This window comes from Piscinibacter gummiphilus (assembly GCF_002116905.1).
In the GTDB taxonomy this organism is placed as follows: Bacteria; Pseudomonadota; Gammaproteobacteria; order Burkholderiales; family Burkholderiaceae_C; genus Rhizobacter; species Rhizobacter gummiphilus.
This window is the reverse complement of the sequence record NZ_CP015118.1, coordinates 5,724,126-5,739,603: the sequence shown is the minus strand read 5'-3', so window position 1 is coordinate 5,739,603 and position 15,478 is coordinate 5,724,126. Positions and strand designations below refer to the sequence as shown.

Below are 15,478 nucleotides of genomic sequence, written 5' to 3'. Positions count from 1 at the left end.
GGCGACCCCGGATCAGCGCAGCTGCATCGCCAGCGTCAGCCGCACGGTCCGTGGCTCCACCGGGTGGAAGTGGCGGCGTTCCCCCGCTGCCGCGTTCGGCGGGGCCGATTCGTAGAAGTAGTCGATGTCGCTCGCGGGGCGGTCGAACAGGTTGAAGACGTCCAGGTTCACCGTCGTGCGCGGGTTCACGCGCCAGCCGCCGCGCAGGTAGGCGAGGGTGGTGGCGCGGCTGCGCTGCGTGCCGTCGCTCGTGAGGTCGCGCGGTCCGAAGTGGCGCACCTGGACGGCCGCCGACCATGGTGACGCCGGGTCGGCCCACGTGAGGCCCGCCGAGACGACCCGCCCCACGGCCCCGGGCACGCGGGTGCCTTCCCCGTCGGGATCGGTGCGATAGCGGGCCTTCGAGACGGCCACGTCGACGTCGGCGAGCCAGCCCGCCGCGGCACGGCCGAGCCAGCCGTCGAGCTGCCAGTGGTTGTTCCACTCGAGGCCGGAACGCCGGCTGGCGCGGCTGGGTTCCGTGGTGCCGGCGTCGCCGATGTAGACCAGCTCCGAGTCCAGGTCGAGCTGCCACAGCGCGAGCGAGCTCTGCAGGCCGGGAACGACCTCGGTGCGCAGCCCCAGTTCACCGCCGCGGCTCTTCACGAGGCCCGGCACGGGCTGCACCGGGTCGGTGGCGCCGCGGGCGTCGTTGCTGTGGAACCCCTGGCCCCAGTTCGCGAACAGCTCGGTCGACGCCCAGGGGCCGAACACGAACGACAGCTTCGGCGACACGAGGTGGTCGGACGCCCGGGCGGCGTCGACGTGGAAACGGGCGGTGTCGGCGCGCAGGCCCGCGACGCTGCGCAGCCACGGCGTCCAGGTCGCGCCCCATTCCCCGAACAGGCCCAGCTGGCTCTGGGACACGGTGTTCTCGCGGTCGTCCGTGGCGCCGAGCCGCGTGCGGCCCGCGGTGGCGTACAGGCCCACGGGAGAGAGCCGGTCGTGGCGCGCCTGCAGGCTCAGTGTGAACTGCTGCTCGCGGCCACCGGCGGTGATGTCCCACCGGCGGCTCGCCTCGCCGCCGAGCACGCGGCGGCGCTCCGACTGTTCGAACTGGTCGCCGTCCACCGGGTCGTCGAGGAAGTACGTGAAGTTGGAGTAGAGGCTCAGCCGGGACCGGATGGCATACGCGCTGAAGCGCCATTCCCCGTCGGCCGCGCGCCGCGTGGCCTGGCCGGAGAGGCTCACGCGTTCGGTGCGGCCGCCGTCGGTGGGGTCGAGCGACGCGAAGCGCCCGAGCGAGCCACCGTCCACGAGGTCGGCGGGAATCTGGTCGGTGGCGTTCCAGCGTGCGTTGTAGGCCATCAGCGTCAGGCTGCGCGAGCCGTCGCCGTCCCGGTCGGCGTACCGCAGCCAGCCGTTGACCTTGCGCAGGTGTTCGGGCACGTCCCACGGGCCGTCGTTCGACTGCAGTTCCAGCGCGCCGAGCAGCGTGCCCGCGCCGAGGGCCACGGTGTCGGCGAGCAGGCCGCGCCGGTAGCCGCGCTGGCCGAACGTCACCTGCGCCAGGCCCTTCGGCAGCGTGTCGGCCAGGCGGATGCGGGCCGACCCGGCGGAGCCGAAGTCGCCGTCGGCCGCAGCGTACGGGCCCTTGCGGTAGTCGATGCGGTTCACGAGTTCGGGGATCAGGAAGTTCAGGTCGCTGTAGCCCTGGCCGTGCGCGTGGCTGACCATGTTGACGGGCATGCCGTCGACGAAGGTCGCGAAGTCGGTGCCGTGGTCGAGGTTGAAGCCGCGCAGGAAGTACTGGTTGGCCTTGCCGTCGCCCGAGTGCTGCGTGACGATCAGGCCCGGCACGAACTCGAGCACCTCGGCTGGCCGCAGTGCCGGCCGGTTGGCGAGCAGCCGGGCGGTCACGCTGCCTTCGCTGGCGGCGTTCGAGGTGCCCACGCCGTTGTCGTAGTGGCCCAGCACGCGCACGGCGTCGAGTGGCGTGTCGGGTTCGGCGGCAGCGGCGCCGGTGGCGATGAGCATCGCGAGGGCGAGGGGTTTCATGGCGGGTTCTCAGGCGGAAGGCAGCAGGGACAGGTCGAGGGCACGTTCGGCGAGCCACGCGGCCGCCAGCAGCGCGATCGACACGGAGGCGGCCGGCAGCAGGCCGCGACGGTACACGAGGGTGTCTCGCAGGGCCCACGCGAGCGGCAGGAATAAGGCCACGATCGCGAACTGCCCGGCCTCGACACCGAGGTTGAACGCCAGCAGCGATTGCGCGAGCAAGCCGTCGGCCAGCCCGAGCGCCTTCAGCGCGCCGGCGAACCCGAAGCCGTGCACCAGGCCGAACAGGAAGGTGAGCTTCCAGCGGCCGTGGCGCACCACCGGCACGAGGTTGTTGACGGCCGCCAGCACCACGCTCGCGGCGATCAGCGACTCGATCCAGCGCGACGGCGGGTCCACCACGCCGAACACGGCGAGCCCGAGCGTGATCGAGTGCGCCACCGTGAACGCGGTGACCACCTGCACGACCTCGGCCAGCACCGGCCGCCACGCGCGGGCGCCGGCCCAGCCGGGGGGCGTCCGCACCAGCACGGCCGGCAGCAGCAGTGTCAGCAGGAACAGCACGTGGTCGGTGCCGATCAGGATGTGGTGCACCCCTTCGCGGAACAGCGAGAGCCATCCGCCGGTGGGCGCTGCGCCGTCGACCAGCACGCGCGGCCCGGCGTCCGGCACGAGCACCGCGGTGCCGCTGCGCGGGCCGTCCGACCAGCGCACGATGCCGCGGTGCGTGGGGTCGGTGCGGGCGAAGAGGCGGTAGTCGGCGTCGAGCTGGTGCACGGCGCCGGCGCAGCGCCAGGTGCGGGTCACGACGGCGTGGCGGCCGTCGCTGTGGGTCTCGAGGGCGGGCGGCCCGGCCGGGCCCGCGGTGCAGGGGGCGCCGTCCGCCGACAGCGCCAGGCCGTCGGCCGTGACGCGGTCGATCTCGGACCAGCGGCCGATCACCTCGCGCCATTGCAGCAGGCCGTCGTTGTCGGTGTCGAGCACCAGGTCGCGGTCGAGGTCGCGCAGCGCGACGTCGAGGCGCTGCGTGACGGTCGACCCGTCGACGGCCAGGGTCAGGTAGGCGTCGCTGGCCTTGTGGGCGGAGGCGACGGCGGGCAGCCCGAGCAGCACCGCGAGCAGCAGCGACCGGGCGTTCATCGTGTGGCTCCATCGCGGGCGGCGGCGAGGCGCACGTCGGCCAGGCCCTGCTCGCGCACGAACCGCCACACCGGCTCGGCCGCCTGGGGCTCGCGTGCCGCGGCCGCCACCCGCACGAGCAGCAGCGCGTCGGCCGGCTCCTTCTGCACCGCCCAGTTGGCCACGGCGTGGGGCAGCGCGGCCCGGGCGTCGCCGCGCACGTCGAGCTCGAAACGCGCCTGTTCGCGGCGGTGGGTCGTGTCCTCGCGCAACGCGGCGGCGTCGAATCGGTCCGCCAGTAGGCGGGTGGTGGCGGCCGCCGCCGGGTCACGGGTGCGCACGCGGGCGACGGCAAGGCGCAGCAGCAGTGCGTCGGCGTCCTCGCGTCCAGCCAGCAGCGGCAGCACTTCGGCCGGGCGGTCCCGTGCGAGCAGCCAGTCGGCCAGCGCCGCGAGGGTGTAGAGGTCGGGCGTGTCGCCCAGCGCCTCGCGGTAGCGGTCGCCCGCGTGGGGATCGCCGGACCGCTCAGCCAGCTCGGCGCGCACGAGGTCGACCCAGCGGCGCAGCCCCTCGTCGCGGGTGCCGCGCGACAGTGCCGCGAGGTCGGCGGCGGCCGGTGCGGTGGCGCCGCGCAAGCTCGCGAGTTCGGCTCGGCAGACTCGGGCGCTCACCGGCACCGCGGGCCCGAGGGCGGCGAACGTCGGCTGGTCGAGGTTGCGGCACGAGGCCTCGGCCTCGGCCCAGCGTCCGGTGACCTGCAGGACCGCGGTGCGGGTCAGCAGGGCCTGGGCCCGTTGTTCGAGCGGAGCGTCGGCGGCCAGCACGTCGAGGTCGCGCAACGCCACGTCGAACTGGTGCTGGCTCTGCCGCACCGTGGCGCGTAGCAGGCGCACGGCGGGTGGGGGATCGGTCAGCGACCACCATGGCGCGAGCGCGGCCTGGGCCTCGCCCAGTTCGCGCGGGTCGCCGAAACGGCGGGCGCGATCGATCGCCGCGCGGGCCGCCTGCAGCGCGACGGGCAGCTGCGCGGGCGCGGCCGCGCGGCGCTGCTGCAGCGCCCGCTGCTGGTCGCGTTCGGCAGGCGACACGAGCCGCGAGGGCAGGCGCTCGACGACCTCGTCGGCGTCTGTGGGCACGAACGGCGCGGCGGTGGCGACACCGCAGGCGAACGCGAGCAACCAGAGGGCTTTCATGGGCGGCTCCAGGACGGACATCCAAGGGGAAAACCGCGGGCGCGGCGATGCGCGCCCGCGGGGCCGGCCGGCCTAGTCGAAGTCGACCGGATCGGCGGTTTCGCTGGTGGGCGGCGCGTCGATGGCCGCGAGTCCGAGGGCCGACGAGGTGTCGTCGGTTACCCCCGACACCATCGCCGTCGCGTAGGCCACCCAGGTCTCGGGCGATTGCGCGGCGGTGGCCGGCACGTCGGTGGCGACGGCCTCGGGTTCGGCGCCGTCGCCGCCACACGCGGCGAGGGCGAGGCCGGCGACCAGGGGGAGCAGCAGCTTGTTCATGGTGTGCTCCTCAGGGCGTGCCGCCGACGGGCGTCGCGAGGTATGGGAACCCGGCGAGCAGCGGCACCACGGCCTGGTCGACCGCGTCGTGCAGCTTGAACGCCGTTTCCTTCAGCGGCACGGCCGCGGGCTTGCAGGCCGCGCCGAAGCCGAGCGCGTCGGTGTCGCCGTTGGCCATGCACAGGCCACCCATCACCGCGACGAGCGAGATGTCGACCACGTCGTCCTTCGGGCGCCGGCCGTTCGGGTAGCCCGCGTTGTCGGTGCCGCCGGCCAGGATGTTGCCGACGATGCCGAGCCGGTTCTGCTGCGCGAAGGGCACGGCCGGGATGGCCGTGTTCAGCCGCAGCATCTCCGAGGCCACGGCGTGGGCGGGCTGGTTGACCCCCTTGATGCCGGTCAGGAACGTGGTGACGAGGTCGGTGCGCGGGTAGTTCGTCGGCGCGGTGTTCGGCAGCGCGAGCGCGATCTCGAGCAGCTTCGGCAGGCTCGGGTTCGTCACGTACGTGGCGAACTGGCCGTCGTCCTTCGGGCGCGAACCGTTGAAGCGGTCCTTGTCCTTCAGTCCGATGACGACCTCGTTGACCAGCGGCATGCCCAGGCGCGACACCTGTGTCCAGGCCCCACCCACCTTCTCGGTGGTCTGGTGGCCGGCCTTCGGGGTCGGGTCGAGCAGGCGCGCCTGGCGAAGGCTCGCGGTGGTCCAGCCGCCGATCACGGGTTCGTTGTTCGCGACGAGGCACGCGATGGGCACCTCGAGCGCGAGGGTCGTGACGTTCTTGTCGGCGATGGTGTTCGGTGCGGCCCCGATCAGGTCGGGGTTCGTGATCACCGAGACCGGCGCGTTGACGAGGTCGAAGATGGTGCCGAGGTTGACGGCGAACGGGTCCTTGCGCTGGCCTGCGAACACCTTGCCCGGCGTGCCGCAGCCGGGGATGTTCACCGCGTAGACGTGTTTCGCCGCATAAGCGGGGTAGTCGGCGATGGTCTTGCGGCCGATGTTGTCGACCGGCTTGTCGAACGTCGCGCTGCCGTTGGCCGCGTTCGTCAGCGTGGCCACGTTGCCCTTGCGGCGCTCGCCGCGAACGATGGACACCGTGTACGTCTCGGCCACGTTGAGGTTCGCATCCTTCACATTGGAAACGGGCCCGGCCTGCACGAGCGGGATGGCCACGCTGCTGCCGCCCACCGGCAGCGCGACGCCCTTGCCGTCCCCCGCCAGCGTGTTCTTGAAGCGGAACTGGAAGGTGATGTCTTCCTGGCCGTCGCCGTTGTTGTCGATGTGGATCTCGTACAGCGCGTTCGGGTCCATCGCGAAGTAGTTCGGCCCGCCGTAGGCGTCCTGCAGCGGCTGGTAGTTGGCGATCAGCGTGACGAACCCGGCGCGGTCCGGTTCGTAGCTGCGGAAGAGGTAGAAGTCGGTGGCGTCGACCTTGGGCGACGTCGCGATGAACGGCGCCTCCCGGTGGCTGGAGGCGAAGGCGGAACCGCAGACCGTCAATGCCGCGGCGATCCAGAGCGGGGCCGCCCTGGTGAGGACATGTGTCATGGTGAACTCCTGGCTGTGTGCTTCTCTGCCGGTCGGGATGAACCGGCAGGAACCGCATACGCACAGGGCGTTCAGGCGGATGCGCCTCCGCGTTTGCCCATGTCGGGGGCGTGGGTCAGAGCAGCGGCATCACGTGCACGTGCCCCTGGCGCACGCCGCGCTGGGCCAGCACCGATTTGGCGAAGGCCTGCACCTGGTCGGCGGGGCCCCGCAGGATCGTGGTTTCCAGGCACAGGTCGTGGCTCAGGTGCGCATGGGTCGACGACACCGTGAGGTCGTGGTGCTCGTGCTGGGCGTCGAGCAGGCGCGCCGACAGCGTGCGCTCGTGGTGGTCGAACAGGAAGGTGAGGGTGGCGACACACGGGGCATCGGGCCGGGCCTCGACCACGGCGAGGGCCAGTTCGCCGCGCACCAGGTCGCGGAAGGCCTCCGAGCGGTTCTCGTAGCCGCGGGCGGCCACCAGGGCGTCGAACTCCGCGGCCAGGTCGTCGTCGATGGAGATGGTCAGGCGCTGCATGGCCGGCAGTGTGCAGCATGTACGTCGGATGGCGTATGTGTGACGAATTTCAACGACGTCATACTCGCGATCTCGTCCATGGAGCCGACATGACCCGCCCCTGCCTGACCCTGCTCGCCCTGGCCGCCGCCGCGACCGTCGCCCATGCCGCCGATGGCGAGCCGACACTGGCGCCCGTGACGGTGCAGGGCCACTACGACAACGCCGTCGGCACGTCGGACGCCGCGTCCCAGGGCACCATCCGCCGCGAACTGCTTGACAGCCGGCCCGCGCTGCGCCCCGCCGAGGTGCTCGAGTACGTGCCGGGCGTCATCGTCACGCAGCACAGCGGCGACGGGAAGGCCAACCAGTACTTCCTGCGTGGCTTCAACCTCGACCACGGCACCGACTTCGCCACGTGGGTCAACGGCATGCCGGCGAACATGCCCACGCACGGCCACGGCCAGGGCTACACCGACCTGAATTTCCTGGTGCCCGAACTCGTCGACCGCATCGACTACCGCAAGGGACCGTACTTCGCCGACGTGGGCGACTTCGCGTCGGCCGGCGCGGCGTTCATCGCGTACCGGCGCTCGCTGCCGCAGCCGATGGCCCAGCTCACGATCGGCCAGGACGACTACCTGCGCGGCGTGTTCGCAGGGTCGACCACGCTGGGCAACGGCTCCACGCTGCTCGGGGGGCTGGAACTCGCGCGCTACGACGGCCCGTGGGTGCTGCCGATGGACCTGAAGAAGGCCAACGGCCTGCTCACGTGGTCCGACGGGTCGGCCGCGCGGGGCTGGAGCGTGTCGGCCATGGCGTACCACGCGAGCTGGGACTCGACCGACCAGATCCCGATGCGCGCCATCCAGGACGGCAGCCTGTCCCGCTTCGGCGCCGTCGACCCCACCGACGGCGGCGAATCGGCCCGCTACAGCCTGTCCGGCGAATGGCGCGATCGCGGCGACCAGGGCGGCTGGACGGCCTCCGCGTACGCGATGCATTACGAGCTGGACCTGTTCTCGAACTTCACCTACACCCTCGACCGCGGCCCGACCGGCGACCAGTTCCAGCAGAAGGACGACCGCAACGTGTTCGGCGCGCAGCTCACGCGCGACTGGAACCACCGCCTCGCGGGCCGCGAGTCCCGCACCGAGCTGGGCGGCAGCGTCCGCTACGACCGCATCCGCGTGGGCCTCTACGACACCGTGGCCCGGGTGCAGGAGAACACCGTGCGCGAGGACAAGGTCGGCCAGACCGGGCTGGGCCTCTACGCCAGCAACAGCACCGAATGGCTGCCGTGGCTGCGCAGCGTGGCGGGCCTGCGGGTCGACCAGTTCCGGGCCAGTGTCGACAGTTCGCTCGCCGCGAACAGCGGCTCGACGGACGACACCCAGGTGTCGCCGAAACTGTCGCTCGTGTTCGGCCCGTGGGCGAACACCGAGTTCTTCGTCAACGCCGGCCGGGGCTTCCACAGCAACGACGCCCGGGGCACCACCACCACCGTCGACCCGAGTCCCCCGAACGACCCCGTCTCGCCCGTGCCGCCGCTGGTGGCCACGCGCGGCTACGAGCTGGGCCTGCGCACCGAGGCGGTCCGCGGCCTGCAGAGTTCGCTCGCGCTGTGGAAACTCGACATCGGCTCGGAGCTGGTCTACATCGGTGATGCCGGCAACACCGAGGCGGGCCGGCCCAGCGAACGGTACGGCGTCGAGTGGAACAACCGCTGGATCCCGCTGCCGTGGCTGCTGATCGACGCCGACCTGGCCTGGACGCGGGCGCGTTTCTCCGACAGCGCCCCCGAGGGCGACCGCATCCCGGGCGCGGTCGAGCGCGTGGCGTCCATCGCGGCCTCGGTCAAGGACCTCTCCGGCTGGTCCGGCAGCCTTCAATGGCGCTACCTCGGCGCACGGCCGCTCGTCGAGGACAACTCGGTGCGGGCGGGGTCGTCGCTGATCACCAACCTGCGCGTCGGCCGCCAGCTCACGAAGAACCTCGACCTGACCCTGGACGTGTTCAACCTGTTCGACCGCGACGCCAACGACATCGAGTACTGGTACGAGTCGCAGTTGCCGGGTGAAGCGGGGCCCGTGGCCGACCGCCACATCCACCCCGCCGAGCCGCGCACGCTGCGGGTCACCCTGCAGGCCCGGTTCTGACCCCGGGCGGGGGACAATCGGGGGCATGTCCCAGTCCCCCGTCCTCCGCATGCTCGGGCGCGTCGACTACGCCCCCACCGTCGAGGCGATGCGCGCCTTCACCGACACCCGCACCGCCGACACCCCCGACGAGATCTGGGTGTGCGAGCACCCGCCCGTCTACACCCAGGGCATCGCCGGCAAGGCCGACCACGTGCTGGACCCCCACGGCATCCCGGTCGTGGCCACCAACCGGGGCGGCCAGGTGACCCATCACGGCCCCGGGCAAGTGGTCGCTTACCCCCTGATCGACCTGCGCCGCCTCGACATCTACGTCAAGGAGTACGTCTACCGGCTGGAACATGCGGTGCTGAAGACGCTGGAGTCCTTCGACATCACCGGCCACCGCGTCGCGGGTGCGCCGGGCATCTACGTGAACCTGGCCGATCCGGGCGGCCACGCCGCGCTGACGGGGCCCCGGCCGGACCCCTTCGCCGGTCTCGGCAAGGTGGCGGCCCTGGGCATCAAGGTCAGCCGGCACTGCACGTACCACGGCGTGGCGCTGAACGTCGACATGGACCTGAAGCCCTTCGAATGGATCAACCCCTGCGGTTATGCCGGGCTCCAGACGGTCGATTTGGCTACACTGGGCGTCCGCACCGACTGGGCGACCGTTGCACGACGACTGGGCGACCGGCTGGTGTCTCACCTGAGCTGACCGGCTCCATCCCGAGCTTCACCGATGTCGACCGATTCCACGCTGACCCCGCCCCCCGCCTACGACGCCACTGCCAAGCAGAAGGCCCAGGCCAAGACCGCACGCATCCCCATCAAGATCGTGCCGGCCGAGCAGCTGAAGAAGCCCGACTGGATCCGCGTGAAGGCCGGTTCGCCCAGCACCCGCTTCTACGAGATCAAGAAGATCCTGCGCGAGCACAACCTGCACACCGTGTGCGAGGAAGCGTCGTGCCCGAACATCGGCGAATGTTTCGGCGGCGGCACCGCCACGTTCATGATCATGGGCGACAAGTGCACGCGCCGCTGCCCGTTCTGTGACGTGGGCCACGGCCGTCCCGACCCGCTCGACGTCAACGAGCCGGCCAACCTCGCGAAGACCATCGCCGCGCTCAAGCTCAACTACGTCGTGATCACCAGCGTCGACCGCGACGACCTGCGCGACGGCGGCGCCGGCCACTTCGTCGAATGCATCCGCCAGGTGCGCGAGCTGTCGCCGCGCACCCGCATCGAGATCCTCACGCCCGATTTCCGCGGCCGCATGGACCGCGCGCTGGAAATCCTGAAGGCCGCCCCGCCCGACGTGATGAACCACAACCTCGAGACCGCGCCGCGCCTCTACAAGGAAGCGCGCCCGGGCTCCGACTACGCCTACTCGTTGAACCTGCTCAAGCGCTTCAAGGAGTTCGCCCCGCACGTGCCCACCAAGAGCGGCATCATGGTGGGCCTGGGCGAAACCGATGAAGAGATCCTGCAGGTGATGCGCGACATGCGCGAGCACGACATCGACATGCTCACCATCGGCCAGTACCTCGCCCCGAGCGGCCACCACCTGCCGGTGCGCCGCTACGTCCACCCCGACACCTTCAAGATGTACGAGGAAGAGGCGAAGAAGATGGGCTTCACGCAGGCGGCCATCGGCGCCATGGTGCGTTCGAGCTACCACGCCGACAAGCAGGCCGAGAAGGCCGGCGTCGAGATCGACGGCTGACGATCACCCGGCCACCACGGGCCACAGCAACACCATCACCAGCACGCTCGCCGTGCTGTGCACCACGATGCCCGGCCAGGCGCTGCGCCAGCGCCGGCTGGGCCACGCGAGCCACAGGGCATCGAGCAGCGCGCCGGGAATCACCCACGGCGTGTGCAGGTGGTAGGCCGCGAACAGCACGCCGTTGACGAACCAGTCGGCCCGTCCGAAGGCGCCGGCCATGCGCGGCAGCAGCAGGCCGCGGAACAGCAGTTCCTCGCCGGTCACGGTGTTCGCCACCAGCAGCACCACCACGACGCCATACCACGCCCAGTTGCCATGGAAGAACGCCTGGCCCGCGTCCGACTGCAGGAAGGCCGCGAAGTCGCGGTGCGGGCTGTGCGGCAGGTCGGGCGCCGGGGCCAGCAGGAAGGGCACGGCGAACAGGGCCACCACGAGCCACGCCCGGCGCTCGGTGGGCGGCCGCAGCCACAGGGCGTCGGCCACCACGGCGGGACGCAGCGACCCTCGTTCGTGCCACACGAGCCCGAGCACCAGCAGCGACTGCCACACGAGCCCCGCGGCGAGCCCGGCGATCAAGGCTTTCGACAACTCGAACCCGTCGTCCGCCGCCCACCACGGCGCGACGACCCACGCGATGGCGGCCATCGGCAGCGCGGCCGCGGCCCACACCGCGAGGATGCGCCGGCGCGACCACTGCGGCATCGGCTCAGAACTCATAGGACAGCGTGGTCGCAGCGATGGCGCTGCCGGCGCGTTCGACGAGCGGGCTCTTGCGCGCCTCGCCCACCAACTGCACCCAGCCCACGCCGCCGGACATCTTCCACTTCGGCAGGAACCGGTACTCGGCGCCCACGCCCAGGTCGACCCGCCGCAGCCCGCCGCCGGGCGTGTAGACCGCGAAGCCGGTCGCGGCCGACTGCGCCGGCGTGACGCCGAAGTAGGCCTGCATGCAGGCCGCATCGGTCCACAGCGCGTTGGCGTAGACGCGCACCCCGACCTGCTCGGAGAGGTCCATCGTGCCATCGAACACCAGCTCGGCCTGCGTGCCCGCATGGCCCCGGCCATTCAAAGCCCGCCGCCACGTCGCGTAGACCGGCCCCCAGCCCACCATCACGCCCGCCTCGGTCGCCGAGCCGAGCGTGCCCATGCCGCGCAGGCGGTCGTCACCGGGCGTGGGGTCGGTGGCCGACGTGTCGTGGTCCTTGCGGCCGAGGTCGATCGAGCCGGCGAGCGCGAGGGTCCACCCGTCGTGTTCGACGACGCGCCAGACGAGGCCCTTCGGCCCGAACTCCACGGCGCCCGCGCTGGCGCTGCGGTAGATGAGCGTGATGTCGGGCGCGACGACGGCCCGATGGCGCTGGCCGCCTTCGTACGTGGGCAGGCCCAGCACCGCGGCGCCGAGGGTTCCGCTGAAGCCGGGTGGCGCCTCCTGCGACTGGGCGGTGGACTGCGCGGCCACGGGGGCCGCGGCGGTGAGGTAGATCGCGCAGAGTGTCGACTGCAGCGTCACGGCCGCATGGCATCGGTTCGGGTTCATGGTTCGGCGAGGGCGGTTGGAACGGTGCGGACTGTAGGCAGCCGAACCTTTGGGAATCCCCAGGCCCGTGGGCGTAAGCTGCGCGCCGGATCGACTCCACGACCCCGGCCATGCACCTGTTGCTCATCGAAGACGACCTCGACCTCGGCGCCGACCTGCAGCGTGCGCTCGCGGGCCACGGCCTCACCAGCGAGTGGGTGCGCGGCGTGCACCACGCGCGGACGCTGACCGACGACCGCGACACGCTGCCGTACGCCTGCGTGCTGCTCGACCTGGGCCTGCCGGACGGCGACGGCCTCGCGCTGCTGCGCACGTGGCGGCGCGATGGCTTCGCACTGCCGGTGATCGTGCTGACCGCCCGTGACGGCGTGGCCTCGCGCGTGGACGGGCTGGATGCCGGCGCGGACGACTACGTGGTCAAGCCCGCGGCGCCCGAGGAAGTGGCGTCGCGCGTGCGGGCGGTGACCCGCCGCGCGGCCGGCCAGGCCTCCGCCGTGTGGTCGGTGGGGCGGCTGCACGTCGACACGCGCCGGCGCGAGGTGCGCGCCGACGGCTTCGTCGTGCCGCTGTCGCCGAAGGAGTTCCTGATCGTCGCCGAACTCGCGCGGCATCCCGGCGAGGTGGTGGCGAAACACCGGCTGACCCGCGCGCTCGCGCCGCTCGGCGAGCCGCTCGAACTCAGCGCGCTCGAATGGCACATCCACAACCTGCGCCGCAAGCTCGGCGACGACTGCATCCGCACGGTGCGGGGCGTCGGCTACGGCCTCGGGGAGTGATGGCGATGTGGCGCGCGTTGCGTGAGCCGTCGATCGCCCGCCGCCTCGTGCTGGCCGTGCTGTTCGCCTGCGCGGGTGTCTGGCTCGCGGTGTACGCCGTGGGCCGGGCTGGTGTGTACGCGTCGGAGTCGGGGTCGTTCGACCGCGAGATGCTGACGCTGTCCGAAGCCGCGGTGCGGGTGCTGGCGAGCGGCGAGCCGGCCGGGCTCGCGGGCCTGGCCGCGTCGATCGATGCCGACACCGCGCTCGACGGGTTTCCGGCGGGGTTCCTCGCGTTCCGGGTGACCGATGCGCAGGGGCGTGTGGTCGCGCGTGGCGGCGAGGCGCCCGACGTCGATGCCGACCCCGCGGTGGCAGAGGGTTTCGCCGACACACGACTGGACGACCGAGCCCATCGACTGCTGCGCCGCTGGACCCCCGACCGCACGTACCGCGTGGACGTGACGCAGTCGATCGCGAGCCGCGAGCACACGTTCGACGCCGTGATGTTCAGCGGCGACGGCCTGCGCCCGCTGCTGGTGGGCGTGCCGTTGCTGTTGCTGCCTGTGTGGCTCGCGGTCTACACGGGGCTGCGGCCGTTGCGGCGGTTGTCGCGCGAACTCGCGGGCCGCTCGCCGTCGGACCTGCGTCCGCTCGCCGTGCCGGCCGAGTACCGCGAGCTGGCACCGGTCGTGGTCGAACTCAACGCCACGCTCGCGCGGGTGCAGGGGCTGCTGGACCGCGAGCGGGCCTTCCTCGCCGATGCGGCGCACGAGCTGCGCACGCCGCTCGCGGTGGTGAGCGCTCAGTGCGACACGCTGATCCAGTCGCGTTCACCCGAGGACCGCGACGCCGCGGCCTCGCGCCTGCGCCAGGGCCTCGCGCGGGCCCACCGGCTCGTGGGCCAGCTGCTCGCGCTCGCGCGGCTGGAGGCGGGGCAGCCGGCCGACCCCGCGCCGATCGACGTGGCCGACGTGGCGCGCGACACACTCGCGTCGCACGCGCCCGCGGCCCGCACCGCAGGCATCGAACTCGCCTACGTGGGCCCCGACAGCCATGTGCTGTCGTGCGCCCCCGAGGCGCTGGAGTCGGTGCTCGACAACCTCGTGGGCAACGCCGTGCGTTACGGGCGGCCCGGCGGGCGTGTGGAGGTGGTGTTGTCGGCCGAGTCGAGCGGGCTGCACCTCGCGGTGCGCGATGACGGGCCGGGCATCGCTCCGGCCGACCGGTCGCGTGTGTTCGAGCGCTTCCACCGCGGCGCCGGCGTGAGCGCGAGCGGCTCGGGCCTCGGCCTCGCGATCGTGGTGTCGGCCGCGCGCCGGCTCGGTGCTCGCCTCGACCTCGGAGATGGTCTGGGCGGACAGGGCATTTCCATCGGGCTGCGATGGCGTGCGCCCCAGCCCGGTGCGGTGCCGTTGGCATGAGGGTTGCTGATTGAACGCCCAGGAGTAGAAGCGTTCAACCGTCCCGCCCGGGACGGCAGGAAATTGCTCCCGACAACGGTGCCTGCCGCCGGTTGTCGGGTGCGACTCGCGTCTCGTCCGGCTGCCGCTGTGGGTGCTCCCCGCATTCGCCGACGAGGTCCGCATGACTGCATTCGCGTTCTCCTGTTTTCCCTGTTTCACCCAGGCGCGCCGCTTCGGCGGTGCGCTTGCGCTGGCCGCCACGGCGCTGCTCGCCGCCCCCGCCCACGCGCAGGACAAAGTCACCTTCCTCACGAGCTGGTACGCCCAGGCCGAACACGGCGGCTTCTACCAGGCCGTGGCCACGGGCCTCTACAAGAAGGCCGGGCTCGACGTGACGATCAAGATGGGCGGTCCGCAGGTCAACGGCATGCAGCTGCTGACGGCCGGCCAGGCCGACCTGATCATGGGCTACGACTTCCAGGTGCTGAGCGGCGTCGAGAAGGGCCTGCCGGTGGTCACCGTGGCCACCAGCTTCCAGAAGGACCTGCAGGGCATGCTGACCCACGACGACGTGAAGTCGCTCGCGGACCTGAAGGGCCGCACGATCCTCGTGGCCTCGTCGGGGCGCGCCAGCTGGTGGCCGTGGCTCAAGGCCAAGTACGACTACACCGAGGAGCAGGCCAGGCCGTACACCTTCAACCTGCAGCCGTTCTTCGCGGACGCGAAGACGGCGCAGCAGGCCTACCCGTCCTCCGAGCCGTTCCAGGCGATGAAGAAGGGCCTGCCCTACAACTTCTTCCTGTTCGCCGACGACGGCTACCCGCCGTACGGCACCACCATCGTCACCACGAGCAGCTTCCTCAAGGCCAAGCCCGACGTGGTCAAGCGGTTCGTGCGCGCGACGATGGAAGGCTGGGTCAGCTACTTCAAGGACCCGGCCCCGGCCAACGCGCTCATCAAGAAGGACAACCCGAACATGAGCGACGAGCAGATCGCGTTCGGCATCGAGCAGATGAAGAAGCTCAAGGTGCTCGATGGCGGGGACGCCGCGACGATGGGCGTGGGCACGATGACCGAGGCCCGCTGGAAGCGCAGCTACGACTACCTCGTGAAGGAAGGCCTGCTCAAGCCCGAGACGCCGTGGAAGAACGCCTTCACGCTCGACGTGGTGTCGGGCCTCAAGGTGATGCCGAACTGACCT

14 protein-coding genes are annotated in these 15,478 nt (G+C 71.7%); 6 read left to right on the top strand and 8 right to left on the bottom strand.

Features of this window, described 5'->3' with window-relative positions; translation table 11 throughout:
• Window positions 1–12: 12 nt before the first annotated feature.
• The 6 genes from A4W93_RS26275 to nikR all read right to left on the bottom strand — a co-directional run bounded on the left by A4W93_RS26275 (window position 13) and on the right by nikR (window position 6,733).
• Complete coding sequence (locus tag A4W93_RS26275; RefSeq protein WP_085753419.1) at window positions 13–2,037, bottom strand: TonB-dependent receptor; 2,025 nt, start codon at window positions 2,035–2,037, stop codon at window positions 13–15.
• A gap of 9 nt (window positions 2,038–2,046) precedes the next feature.
• The gene (locus A4W93_RS26270) at window positions 2,047–3,177 is read right to left on the bottom strand and encodes a HupE/UreJ family protein (protein WP_085753418.1); all 1,131 of its coding nucleotides are present in this window, start codon (window positions 3,175–3,177) and stop codon (window positions 2,047–2,049) included.
• Window positions 3,174–4,349, bottom strand: coding sequence for a hypothetical protein (locus A4W93_RS26265; protein ID WP_085753417.1), 1,176 nt, complete (start codon window positions 4,347–4,349; stop codon window positions 3,174–3,176). Before A4W93_RS26265 ends, A4W93_RS26270 begins: the two co-directional genes overlap by 4 nt.
• A 72-nt stretch (window positions 4,350–4,421) precedes the next feature.
• Window positions 4,422–4,667: a hypothetical protein gene (locus tag A4W93_RS26260; protein WP_085753416.1), complete on the bottom strand. Its 246-nt coding sequence runs from the start codon at window positions 4,665–4,667 to the stop codon at window positions 4,422–4,424.
• A gap of 10 nt (window positions 4,668–4,677) precedes the next feature.
• A complete protein-coding gene (locus tag A4W93_RS26255) occupies window positions 4,678–6,216 on the bottom strand; it encodes a DUF4331 domain-containing protein (protein WP_085753415.1) in 1,539 nt (512 codons plus the stop codon).
• Between the two features lie 115 nt (window positions 6,217–6,331).
• Window positions 6,332–6,733, bottom strand: coding sequence for a nickel-responsive transcriptional regulator NikR (gene nikR / locus A4W93_RS26250; protein ID WP_085753414.1), 402 nt, complete (start codon window positions 6,731–6,733; stop codon window positions 6,332–6,334).
• Window positions 6,734–6,822: 89 nt separating this feature from the next.
• On the opposite strand from nikR, the gene A4W93_RS26245 reads away from it, so the two are divergent.
• Genes A4W93_RS26245 through lipA form a run of 3 tightly spaced genes read left to right on the top strand, consistent with a single transcriptional unit; the run spans window position 6,823 to window position 10,576 of the window.
• The gene (locus tag A4W93_RS26245; RefSeq protein WP_085753413.1) at window positions 6,823–8,871 is read left to right on the top strand and encodes a TonB-dependent receptor; all 2,049 of its coding nucleotides are present in this window, start codon (window positions 6,823–6,825) and stop codon (window positions 8,869–8,871) included.
• A gap of 25 nt (window positions 8,872–8,896) precedes the next feature.
• Complete coding sequence (gene lipB / locus A4W93_RS26240; RefSeq protein ID WP_407081694.1) at window positions 8,897–9,568, top strand: lipoyl(octanoyl) transferase LipB; 672 nt, start codon at window positions 8,897–8,899, stop codon at window positions 9,566–9,568.
• Between the two features lie 24 nt (window positions 9,569–9,592).
• A complete protein-coding gene (gene lipA / locus A4W93_RS26235) occupies window positions 9,593–10,576 on the top strand; it encodes a lipoyl synthase (protein WP_085753412.1) in 984 nt (327 codons plus the stop codon).
• Window positions 10,577–10,579: 3 nt separating this feature from the next.
• On the opposite strand, the gene A4W93_RS26230 is transcribed toward lipA, so the two are convergent.
• Together A4W93_RS26230 and A4W93_RS26225 are read right to left on the bottom strand one after the other, a co-directional pair.
• Complete coding sequence (locus A4W93_RS26230; RefSeq protein ID WP_085753411.1) at window positions 10,580–11,296, bottom strand: CPBP family intramembrane glutamic endopeptidase; 717 nt, start codon at window positions 11,294–11,296, stop codon at window positions 10,580–10,582.
• On the bottom strand, window positions 11,286–12,116 hold the full coding sequence (locus A4W93_RS26225; protein ID WP_085753410.1) for a MipA/OmpV family protein: 831 nt from the start codon (window positions 12,114–12,116) through the stop codon (window positions 11,286–11,288). The genes A4W93_RS26230 and A4W93_RS26225 overlap by 11 nt, the downstream gene beginning before the upstream one ends.
• Window positions 12,117–12,226: 110 nt before the next feature.
• On the opposite strand from A4W93_RS26225, the gene A4W93_RS26220 reads away from it, so the two are divergent.
• From A4W93_RS26220 to A4W93_RS26210, 3 genes are all read left to right on the top strand, one after another.
• Window positions 12,227–12,892, top strand: coding sequence for a response regulator (locus A4W93_RS26220; RefSeq protein WP_085753409.1), 666 nt, complete (start codon window positions 12,227–12,229; stop codon window positions 12,890–12,892).
• The gene (locus A4W93_RS26215) at window positions 12,892–14,295 is read left to right on the top strand and encodes an ATP-binding protein (RefSeq protein ID WP_169726590.1); all 1,404 of its coding nucleotides are present in this window, start codon (window positions 12,892–12,894) and stop codon (window positions 14,293–14,295) included. The genes A4W93_RS26220 and A4W93_RS26215 overlap by 1 nt, the downstream gene beginning before the upstream one ends.
• 163 nt (window positions 14,296–14,458) lie before the next feature.
• A complete protein-coding gene (locus A4W93_RS26210; protein ID WP_085753407.1) occupies window positions 14,459–15,475 on the top strand; it encodes an ABC transporter substrate-binding protein in 1,017 nt (338 codons plus the stop codon).
• The last annotated feature ends 3 nt before the right edge of the window (window positions 15,476–15,478 follow it).

Coding starts and splice junctions, on each gene's coding strand:
- nikR (WP_085753414.1), bottom strand. CDS start 6,733: ATGCAGCGCCTGACCATCTCCATCGACGACGACCTGGCCGCGGAGTTC.
- lipA (WP_085753412.1), top strand. CDS start 9,593: ATGTCGACCGATTCCACGCTGACCCCGCCCCCCGCCTACGACGCCACT.
- A4W93_RS26260 (WP_085753416.1), bottom strand. CDS start 4,667: ATGAACAAGCTGCTGCTCCCCCTGGTCGCCGGCCTCGCCCTCGCCGCG.
- A4W93_RS26255 (WP_085753415.1), bottom strand. CDS start 6,216: ATGACACATGTCCTCACCAGGGCGGCCCCGCTCTGGATCGCCGCGGCA.
- A4W93_RS26245 (WP_085753413.1), top strand. CDS start 6,823: ATGACCCGCCCCTGCCTGACCCTGCTCGCCCTGGCCGCCGCCGCGACC.
- A4W93_RS26210 (WP_085753407.1), top strand. CDS start 14,459: ATGACTGCATTCGCGTTCTCCTGTTTTCCCTGTTTCACCCAGGCGCGC.
- A4W93_RS26220 (WP_085753409.1), top strand. CDS start 12,227: ATGCACCTGTTGCTCATCGAAGACGACCTCGACCTCGGCGCCGACCTG.
- A4W93_RS26230 (WP_085753411.1), bottom strand. CDS start 11,296: ATGAGTTCTGAGCCGATGCCGCAGTGGTCGCGCCGGCGCATCCTCGCG.
- A4W93_RS26275 (WP_085753419.1), bottom strand. CDS start 2,037: ATGAAACCCCTCGCCCTCGCGATGCTCATCGCCACCGGCGCCGCTGCC.
- A4W93_RS26215 (WP_169726590.1), top strand. CDS start 12,892: ATGGCGATGTGGCGCGCGTTGCGTGAGCCGTCGATCGCCCGCCGCCTC.
- lipB (WP_407081694.1), top strand. CDS start 8,897: ATGTCCCAGTCCCCCGTCCTCCGCATGCTCGGGCGCGTCGACTACGCC.
- A4W93_RS26270 (WP_085753418.1), bottom strand. CDS start 3,177: ATGAACGCCCGGTCGCTGCTGCTCGCGGTGCTGCTCGGGCTGCCCGCC.
- A4W93_RS26265 (WP_085753417.1), bottom strand. CDS start 4,349: ATGAAAGCCCTCTGGTTGCTCGCGTTCGCCTGCGGTGTCGCCACCGCC.
- A4W93_RS26225 (WP_085753410.1), bottom strand. CDS start 12,116: ATGAACCCGAACCGATGCCATGCGGCCGTGACGCTGCAGTCGACACTC.